This is a genomic window from Brevibacterium sanguinis, from assembly GCF_039528855.1.
GTDB classification, from domain to species: Bacteria; Actinomycetota; Actinomycetes; order Actinomycetales; family Brevibacteriaceae; genus Brevibacterium; species Brevibacterium sanguinis.
Genome location: NZ_BAAAMB010000016.1, coordinates 53,956 through 63,039 on the forward strand (window position 1 = coordinate 53,956; position 9,084 = coordinate 63,039).

9 protein-coding genes are annotated in these 9,084 nt (G+C 70.1%); 4 read left to right on the top strand and 5 right to left on the bottom strand.

Going from position 1 to position 9,084, the window contains the following annotated elements:
- Positions 1 to 31: 31 nt before the first annotated feature.
- From ABD154_RS16255 to ABD154_RS16265, 3 genes are all read right to left on the bottom strand, one after another.
- Positions 32 to 394: an antitoxin gene (locus tag ABD154_RS16255; RefSeq protein ID WP_211978968.1), complete on the bottom strand. Its 363-nt coding sequence runs from the start codon at positions 392 to 394 to the stop codon at positions 32 to 34.
- Between the two features lie 101 nt (positions 395 to 495).
- Positions 496 to 1,158: a response regulator gene (locus ABD154_RS16260; protein ID WP_211978969.1), complete on the bottom strand. Its 663-nt coding sequence runs from the start codon at positions 1,156 to 1,158 to the stop codon at positions 496 to 498.
- Positions 1,155 to 2,414, bottom strand: a complete 1,260-nt coding sequence (locus tag ABD154_RS16265) for a sensor histidine kinase (protein ID WP_211978970.1) — start codon at positions 2,412 to 2,414, stop codon at positions 1,155 to 1,157. Before ABD154_RS16265 ends, ABD154_RS16260 begins: the two co-directional genes overlap by 4 nt.
- Positions 2,415 to 2,523: 109 nt before the next feature.
- Between ABD154_RS16265 and ABD154_RS16270 the strand changes: the two genes are divergently transcribed.
- The gene (locus ABD154_RS16270; RefSeq protein WP_211978971.1) at positions 2,524 to 4,098 is read left to right on the top strand and encodes an MFS transporter; all 1,575 of its coding nucleotides are present in this window, start codon (positions 2,524 to 2,526) and stop codon (positions 4,096 to 4,098) included.
- Between the two features lies 1 nt (position 4,099).
- Here ABD154_RS16270 and ABD154_RS16275 read toward each other — a convergent pair whose 3' ends face one another.
- A complete protein-coding gene (locus ABD154_RS16275; RefSeq protein WP_211978972.1) occupies positions 4,100 to 4,816 on the bottom strand; it encodes an LmeA family phospholipid-binding protein in 717 nt (238 codons plus the stop codon).
- A 116-nt stretch (positions 4,817 to 4,932) separates the two neighbouring features.
- On the opposite strand from ABD154_RS16275, the gene ABD154_RS16280 reads away from it, so the two are divergent.
- Complete coding sequence (locus tag ABD154_RS16280; RefSeq protein WP_211978973.1) at positions 4,933 to 5,853, top strand: SCO6745 family protein; 921 nt, start codon at positions 4,933 to 4,935, stop codon at positions 5,851 to 5,853.
- Here ABD154_RS16280 and orn read toward each other — a convergent pair.
- A complete protein-coding gene (gene orn, locus ABD154_RS16285; RefSeq protein ID WP_282959872.1) occupies positions 5,850 to 6,515 on the bottom strand; it encodes an oligoribonuclease in 666 nt (221 codons plus the stop codon). The two genes, ABD154_RS16280 and orn, sit on opposite strands and share 4 nt — an antisense overlap.
- A 200-nt stretch (positions 6,516 to 6,715) precedes the next feature.
- On the opposite strand from orn, the gene ABD154_RS16290 reads away from it, so the two are divergent.
- Together ABD154_RS16290 and ABD154_RS16295 are read left to right on the top strand one after the other, a co-directional pair.
- Entirely contained in the window at positions 6,716 to 8,308 is a 1,593-nt protein-coding gene (locus tag ABD154_RS16290) for a DUF8094 domain-containing protein (protein WP_211979267.1), read from the top strand.
- Positions 8,309 to 8,330: 22 nt separating this feature from the next.
- The coding region (locus tag ABD154_RS16295; RefSeq protein WP_344251670.1) for a thioredoxin domain-containing protein at positions 8,331 to 9,084 on the top strand (754 nt) is incomplete at its 3' end.

The window sequence follows — 9,084 nt, forward strand, 5'->3', positions numbered from 1 at the left end:
TGCGGGGCATCCTCGGTGGTGCCGAACCGGCTCAGCGCCGGGGGCTCTGCGGGTCCTCGGGGTCGCGGCGATCACGGAAGTCGACCGGGTTCTGCTCACCCGGACGCGGGTCGCCGGGCCGGGCGTCGCCGGGGCGCGGGTCACCGGGGCGCGGGTCACCGGGCCGGGCGTCGCCGGGGCGCTGGTCGTCGTGGCCGATCGCGCGGTCCGCGGCGTCGCGGGCGCTCTTGATCTTGTCGCTGTACTTGCCCTTCGTCAGCGAATCGGCGGCACCGGCAGCCTTGTCGAGGACCTGATCGCTGAACTTCTCCACCTTGGGGTTGTTGAGCTTCTCACGGACCTTGGGGTCGTTGGCGAGGTTCTTCGCCTTGTTGATGAACTTGTCGAATCCCATGGGACTGCCCTTCTTCACAGGTGTGCTTCACAGATGTGATGGTCGCCACCGATCCTAGTCCGCGAGGCTGAGTCGGTCCTGTGGGCCGCCTTCGCCCCGCCTCAACCCGACTTGTCCGCGGAAGGGCCGGTCGCGGCGGTGTAGGCGAGCGCTGCCTGCACCCGCGACTCGACGCCGAGCTTGACGAGCACTCGGGAGACGTGCGTCTTCACAGTGGCCTCGGTGATGCCGAGCTCATTGGCCAGGGCGCGATTGTTCCGGCCTGCGGCGATCCCCGCGAGGACCTCGCGCTCCCGGTCGGTGAGATCGTCGGGCAGCGCCGCGGCGGGTGCCGGTTCCTCGGGAAGTGCCGAGAGCATGGTGACGACGCTCGCGGTGACCTCGGGTGAGAGCACGGTGTCCCCGGCGGCTGCGCGGTGCACGGCGCCGATGAGCTCCTCGGCCGAGGCGCTCTTGAGGAGGAAGCCCGCGGCCCCCGCGCGGAGGGCGGCGAGGATGACGTCGTCGAGTCCGAACGACGTGAGGATGAGAACCGTCGGGGCGCCTGGGGCCGACCGCAGCTGCCGGGTCGCGGCGACTCCGTCGAGGACGGGCATCCGCACATCCATGAGGACGATGTCCGGGCGCAGCGCTTCTGCCATGCTCACCGCCGTGCGCCCGTCGGCGGCCTCGCCGACCACGGAGATGCCGTCGGCGGTGTCGAGGAGCAGGCGGATGCCGGCGCGCACGGCTCCGTGATCGTCGGCGATGAGGACGGTGGTCACTGCGGGGGTCCTTTCGGTCTCGGCGGCTCCGGCGCGACGTGCGACTCGGGTGCGGCCGTCCTGCCTCCCGGCAGGGTGAGTGTGGCGGTGAACGTGTCCGTCGTCCGGGTGAATGCGGCACCCCCGCCGAGGCGCTCGAGCCGGTGGGCGATGTTGTCGAGTCCGTGCCCCGCCCGGTCGGTCGCCCCCGCGGTGGGGGAGAGCGCGACCGGGTTGGACGCGGCGATCGCGCCCGCCTCGGTGACGGTGATCGTCAGCTCCGGTGCGCTGGCGTGCTTGACGACGTTGGAGATGAGTTCGGCGATGACCGGACGCAGCGCCGCCTCCTGCCGGTCGGGCAGCGCGGTGAGCGCCTCCGCCCCGGTGACGGTGACCCCGAGGCTCCTGGCCAGGGCGATCGCCTCGGCCGCTGACGCCGCGACGGGAGGATCGGCCTCGACGTCGGAGCGGAGGACATCGATCATGCGGCGCATCTCGCTCAGCGCCCGGTCGGCGGCGGCGTGGACGGTGGTGAGCACCTCGGTGCGGATCCTCTCATCGTGGGCGGCCAGCGCCGCCTGGGAGTGGAGGGCGATCGCGGAGATGTGCCCGGCGACGAGGTCGTGGAGGTCCTCGGCGGCGGCAGTTCGCACCTTCTGCTCGGCGAGCCGGGCGCTCACCGCGGCGTTCTCGGCAGCCAGACGCGCCGCCTGCTCCTGAGCGTCCGCGCGGGCGCGCTCGGCCTCGGCCCGTTCGTGTTCGGCGGCGGCGGTGTTGCGGTGCTCGCGGACGCTGCTCGCCCACAGGGCCGGGAGGAAGAGGATGATGACGGCGAGGACCGAGAACTGGAACGACGTCGACAGATCGAATCCGGAGGCGAACGAGGCGACGCCCGCGACGATCGTCGAGACTCCTGCGAGGGTGAACACGACCGTCGACACGCGCGGGGATGCGTGTCCGACGAGGGCGAAGACGAGCTGGAACACGAGCCAGAGAGCGAAGTCGTGGCCGCCGGCGAGGACGTCGACACCGAGGCCGATGAGGAAGCTCGTCGTCGAGATCGCCACCCGCGGGGCGTAGAGCGTGCCGATGAATCCGCAGGTGATGAGCACGGGCTGAGCGACCTGGTCGGGGACGACGTCGGTGTCGAACCACTGGTTCTGGGGGCCGAGGACGATGAAGAGGACGCCGATCGCGCTGAGCACGAGCGCGGTGAGGAGATCCTCGAGGGTGAATGCGGGCAGGCCCGGCACTGACAGGTGCCGCTGATCGGACATGATCCGAGTCTAGTGACGACGCCGTCGGGAGGAATCATCCCAAAGTCGGATGTCGACGTGCGACTTCCTCCCGACGACGGGGCTTCCCTCTCCCGCATAGCGTGGCGGCATGAACAGCACCGAGGCGGCCCGGAGTTCCGGTCGGGCACAGGCATCGACGGCGTCGGGCTTCTTCAGCGGACCCGCTGAACTCCTCGCCTTCGTCCTCCCCGTCGTCGCCGCGCAGCACCTCGGGGCGAGCGGGGCCGAGACCGGAGCGCTCGTCGCCGTCCAGCTCCTCGTCTCGCTCCTCATCCGGCCCCTGGCCGGCAGGCTCGTCGACCGGTGCGGATCGCCGCGGAGCTCGGCGATGATCGCGGCGGCGGGCTCAGGCGTCGGGGTACTCTCCTTCCTCGTCTTCGCCGCCTCGACGACGCTGCCGCCGGCGTTCGCCGCTGCCGCACTCGGCGGCATCGCCGGTGCGCTCTTCTGGGTCGCGGTGCGCGCCCTCATCGCCGAGCGCGCCGAGGGCGATATCGGCGATGACCGCTTCGCCGTGCTCATGGAGAACGAGTCCTCCGGCGCCTGGATCGCGTTCATCATCGGCATCCCGCTCTTCCAGGTCGCCGGACCGCAGGCCGTCTTCCTGGCGTGCGCGGTCGCCTGCCTCGTCGCGGGGGTCCTGCTCGCGCGGATCGGAACGCACAGTCCTGCACAGGGAGAGGCACGGCAGCGCCCGACGCCCGACTCTGCACATCTGCTGCGATCCCTGCGCGGCATCCTCGCGCTCGTCGTCGTCCTCGCCTTCGCCGAGGGCATCATCTCACTCCTCCTCATCCTCCACCTCGCCGTCGAGCTCGGGCTGGAGCTCGGAGAGATCGCGCTCGTCTACCTGCCGGGGGCGATCGTGCTCAGCATCGCCCCGCGTCCTCTCCACCGTCTCGTCCGCCGCATCGAGCCGCGGTGGATCCTCCTCCTCGGCCTCACGTGCTCCGCCGGGTTCGCCGCGGCGATGGTCACCCGCCCCGGCCCGGTCGCGCTCGCCGTGCTCTGGGTCCTCTCCGCCCTGTGCTTCTCGCTGCTCGAACCGCTGCTCGACAGGCTCATCGCCGTCGTCTCCGGCCACCGGGCGGGAGCTGGGTTCGGGTACGCCCAGAGCGCAGAGCTCATCGGGACCGCTGCCGGGACGCTGGCGGCCGGAGCGCTCTTCGGTGCCGGCGCCTGGCATGTCGCGACGATCGCCGCCGCGGTCGTCCTCATCATCGCCGCGCTCACCGGGTGGCGGGGTCTGCGCCGTTTCCCCGCCGCAGACCTCGGGGCAGACGAACGCATTCGAGACCAGCGCCCGCGCGACAGTCGCCAGCACGGCACTCGTCGAAACGACACCCGCCGCAGCGGCACCACCACAGAGAGAAAGGGACTGAGTCCAGCCATGAAGAGAACAGCAGCGACCCTGGCCATCCATGTCGGCATCTACGTGATCGCGCAGGTGATCTTCGCCCTCGTCGCCGCCAGCTGGCCCTGGGAGGTGATCACGGGCGGGACCTCGGTGACGACCCTGCTGAGCTGGAACGCCGGGGGAACGGACATGCAGAGGTGGATCGGCTCGATCTCACGGATCTGGACGATCGTCGTCCTCATCGACATCCTCTGGTCCGGTTATCGGATGATCGTGCCGAAGGCACCTCAGTCCTCGACGGACTGACCTACTCGAGCATCACCCCGTTGCCGTGGACGCTCACCCGCATGCCGTCGTCGACGGCGTCGATGCCGGTGACCTCGAGGCCTTCGGGCATGTCGCCCAGATCGATGACGATGTCGGAGATCTCCGAGGTGAGGAACGACGGCATCGTCGAGAGGTCGACCTCGGCCGCGCCGAGGGTGAGCGTCGTCGCCGAGACGAGGATCTGCCGCCCGTCGGGCTGCGCATCGATCCCGACGCGCACGTCCTGCCCGAGCAGGGAACCGGTGAGGTAGAGCGTCCCGTCGGTCGTCGTGAACGTCATCCCGTCGGGCAGGGAGGCGTTCTGCCCGGCGAGCCGATCGATCGTCGACAGCGGGATCGTCGCCTCCCCGTCGACGGTGCCGATCGGCCGCGAGGAGTCGGTGGGCACATCGAAGAGGCTGAGGTCGACGTCGGTGACCTCGAGGTCCTCGTACGTCGCCCGCGTCGCCGTGACGTCGACGGCGTCGAGCCTGCCCGCAGCCAACTGGTTGAGGATCGGGAAGCCCCTGACGTCGACCTGCGCGTCGCCGTAGTTCTCCAGCCCCTCGGCGATCCGGCGCTCGGTGGTGAAATCGACGATCCGGTCGGCGGCGATGACCCCGACGACGAGGGTGACGACGACGATGATCGCGGAGACGATGAGGGGACGGCGGCGGGACCGGCGGCTCGGATGGGCTCGGGTTGCTCCAGTCGTCATGACGCTCATTCTCCCATTGTCCCTGCCCAGGATGCGTGCGACCTGGCTGTCGGATGTGCCGGTCCGACAATCGCCTGCCCTGTCGGCCGGGGACGCACCCCGCCTAGGATGGGGCCATGGACTCGACTCGCACGCAGAACATCAGGACCCTCTCCGGTCGCCTCAACTCGTTCCACTCGTCGATCTACTTCTCCGAGGTCGTCGGCGCCTCGTTCGCCGAACTCGGCCTCGAACCCGGGATCCCGGCGAACATGGCCGCCCGCTCGGCGCCGATGGGTCGCGTCAACGCCGGCGTCGTCGCCGGCACCTTCTACAACTACTCGCCGTCGTTCATCGCGACGATCATTCCGCGGATCTGGGACACCGTCTCCCCGGACGTCATGGTCTCCGCCCGTTTCGACGCCGTGTCCCTCTACCTCGACGGACTCTTCGGCGACCGTGACGACATCGCCCTCCTCACCGAGGCGGCCGTCCAGCTCACGGAGACGCTCACCCCCGTGCGCGAGGCGATGGACTTCACCGGGCGCTCGCTGGCCGGCTCGACCGCCGCCGCCGTCGCCGCCCACACCCCGGCCACGGCCTTCGAGGCTCTCTGGGATCTCGCCACAGTGGCGCGCGAGTTCCGCGGCGACGGGCACGTCGCCTCCCTCGTCACCGCCGGAGTCGCCGGCATCGACGCCCTCATGCTCGACGTCGCCACCGGTGCGTCGTTCAAGCCGCGGGCCGCGCAGAAGACCCGCGGTTACACCGATGAGGAGTGGCAGAGGGCCCAGGACGGACTCGCCGAGGCGGGGCTGATCACCGTGGGCACCGACGACCGCGGGTATCCGCTGCCGCAGATCACCGACGCGGGACGTCAGCTCAAGGAGGAGGTCGAGATCCTCACCGACGGCACCGTGGCCGCCGCCTGGTCGGTGCTCAGCGACGAGCAGATCGCCTCGCTCATCGCCCCGAGCCGCACGCTCGTCAAGGTGCTCGTCCAGTCGGGGGCGTTCCCGTCCGCCGTCTTCGCGCAGCCGGAGCGGAAGTCGAGCTAGTTCGCCGGTGTCGCGTCGGCGGGGGTCTCAGCAGCGTCGCCCGCCGGCTGCTCCGCGTCCGCGGAGTACTGGGCGACCACCTCGGCGGCGATGCGCTTGGCATCATCCGAGGTCGGCCCCTCTGCGGAGAACACGGCCCGGCGGTAGTACTCGAGTTCGACGATCGAATCCCGGATGTCGCCGAGGGCGCGATGGCCGCCGAGCTTCGCCGGTGCCTGGTAGTAGGCGCGGGGGAACCACTGCTTCGACAGCTCCTTGATCGAGGAGACGTCGATGATGCGGTAGTGGAGGTAGGCGACGAGGTCGGGCATCTGCTTGTTGAGGAACACCTTGTCGGTGCCCACCGAGTTCCCGCCCAGCGGGGCCTTGCCGGCCTCCTTGACGTGCGTCTTCACATAGTCGAGGACCTGGGCCTGCGCCTCGGCGACGGTCGTGCCGGCGTCGAGTTCGGTGATCAGCCCGGAATCGGTGTGCATCTTCGTGACGAAGTCGTTCATGTTCGCCCGGGCCGCCGCCGAGGGCCGGATGACGATGTCGATGCCCTCATCGAGCGGTCGGAGCTCGAAGTCGGTGACGATCGCGGCGATCTCGATGAGTTCGTCACGCGCCTCGTCGAGGCCGGTCATTTCGCAGTCGATCCACACAATTCTGTCGTTGCTCACGCTGCCAGCTTAACGGTGTGCGGGTCGGGACAAGCCGAGTGGGTCTGTGTGTCCGCTGACACACGCTGAGTGCATCCGCAGAACACCGCCGCCGTCGGTGACCTAAACTTGTACTGACCTCTGCCCGGACAGGGTGGGAGGAATCGTGCCGACTCGAGGAGAAGGTTTTTCGCGTGCGTTACACACTTGCTGTGATTCTCATGGTGGTGGGTGTCGTTGTCTCAGGGCTCGGGCTGCTCCAGAAGACCCTGTGGGCCCCCTCCGACACGATCACCGCCACGACGCAGATCGACGGGTCGGCCCCGGCCGTCATCGTCGATCCGGGCATGCTCAACCTCTATGACACGCCCGCGACGCTGACCGCCCAGGGCACCGGTGATCTCACGATCGCGCAGGCCCCGATCGAGAGCATCGACGCCTGGGTCGGCGATTCCCCGGCCGCCCGGATCACCGGACTCGCCGCGGAGAACGGTCTCACCGTCGAGCCGAAGGAGGGCGAGGCAGAGCTGCCGAACCCGGTCGGCTCCGACCTCTGGGAGGCCGAGGTCACCGGCACCGACACCGTGAGCCTCGACTGGGACTCCGACCCCAACCGCACAGGGTTCCTCATCGCCGGCTCCGGCGCCCCCGGCGACGTCACCTCGGTGTCCCTGTCCTGGCCCAACCGCGCCGACACCCCCTGGGCGATCCCGCTGATGATCGCCGGCGGCGCGATCTTCGTCATCGGCCTCATCCTCCTCTTCCTCGGCCGTCGCACCGCGAAGCGCGAAGCCAACCGCCGCCAGGCCCGGCAGGACCGCCGGCGCAAGCTCGCCGAATACGGCACGGCCTTCGCCATCGTCCCGGTCCTCGCGCTCAGCGCGTGCGGCCCCGCCGAGCTGCCGACCCCCGAAGCCTCACCGGCCCCGACGACGCCGATGGCCGGGGTGAGCAGCGGCCAGGCTGAGCGCATCCTCGGCGCCGTCGCCACCGACATCGCCGCCGCGGACAAGGAGACCGACGCGAAGAAGCTCGAGGCCCGCGCCACCGGACCCGCACTCGAACAGCGCACCGCCGTCTACACGGTCAAGGACAAGGTCAAGGACCAGACGATGCCGCCGGCGATCGCCGCCGACGACATCGTCGTCAACTTCACCGCCGCGACCGACACGTGGCCGCGGATGACGAGCCTCATCACCTCGGCCGGCGACCAGACGCAGCTCCTCGTCCTCACCCAGGACGACGCCCGGGCCGACTACAAACTGTGGTCGCAGACCGTTCTCGTCCCCGGCACCGAGCTGCCGGAGATCGCCGACGCCCGTCAGGGCTCGCAGCCGCTCGACGCGAGCGCGGAGGGCTTCGCGATGACCCCGCAGGCCGCCGTCGCCGACTACGCGAAGGCCCTCGGCGCCGGCGCCTCGTCGAAGGAGGCGAAGCTCTATGAGCCCGACGACTTCTCGAAGTCGATCTGGGCGAACCAGGACGAGCAGAAGAAGAGCGCGGAAGAGGGCAAGGCCAGCGTCAAGTACTCGTACGAGCCCGGACAGCAGATCGTCGCCCAGGAGACGGCGGGCGATTCCGCGGTCGTCACCGGCGTCATCACCGCCGAATCGACGATCACCCCGCAGTCGACAGGCGGCCGCACGGGCACGCTGACCCTGAGCACCCCGCAGAAGGAGCTCACCGGGGAGAGCAGCACGCAGCAGCCGGTGACGACGACGACGTACCAGGTGCTCACCTTCCTCGTGCCGCAGGACGGCAAGCCCCGCCTCATCGGCGGCCTCGAAACCCTCAGCGGAGCCAAGCTCGGCTGACGCACCCAGCAAAGGAGATCCCGTGTCTTTCGATCCGAATCAGGGTCCCGGCCCGCAGTCGGGCAGCACCCCTCAGCAGGGGCTCGACCTCTCCGCGGTCCGCACGAAGAACATGCCCGCCGACGAGGCGGGTGCGCCGGCCGCGGATCCCACCGCGGTGCCGCTGCCCTCGCTCGTCCTCGACGTCGACGAAGCGGTCTTCAACGACATTGTCGCGCTCTCCGAGCGCGTGCCCGTCGTCATCGACCTCGCCTCGAGCGCCAGTGACGCAAGCCGTGAGGTCTCCGCCGTCCTCGCGCGCCTCATCCCGTCCTACGGCGGCAGGCTCGTGCTCGCGAAGGTCGACGTCGACCAGAACCCGCGGGTCGCCCAGGCCTTCGGCGTCCAGTCGACCCCGACGGTCGTCGCGATCATCAAGGGCCAGCCGGTGCCGCTGTTCCAGAGCACGCTGCCCGAACCGCAGATCGCGGCCTACTTCGACGAGCTCCTCACCCTCGCCGCGGAGAACGGCGTGAGCGGTCACGCGGTCGTCGGGGGAGCCGAACCCGAACCGGCCGGCCCCAAGCATCCCGAGGCCGAGGAGGCCCTGGCCGCCGGGGACTTCGACACCGCCGAATCCCTCTTCAAGGCGGCACTGGCCGCCTCACCGGCCGATGACGAGGCGAAGTTCGGCCTCGCCCGCGCCGGCCTCGGCCGCCGCCTCATCGACGCCGACCCCGACGAGCTCATCGCCGCCGCTGACGCCGACCCCGCGGATGTCGAGGCCGCGAAGGCCG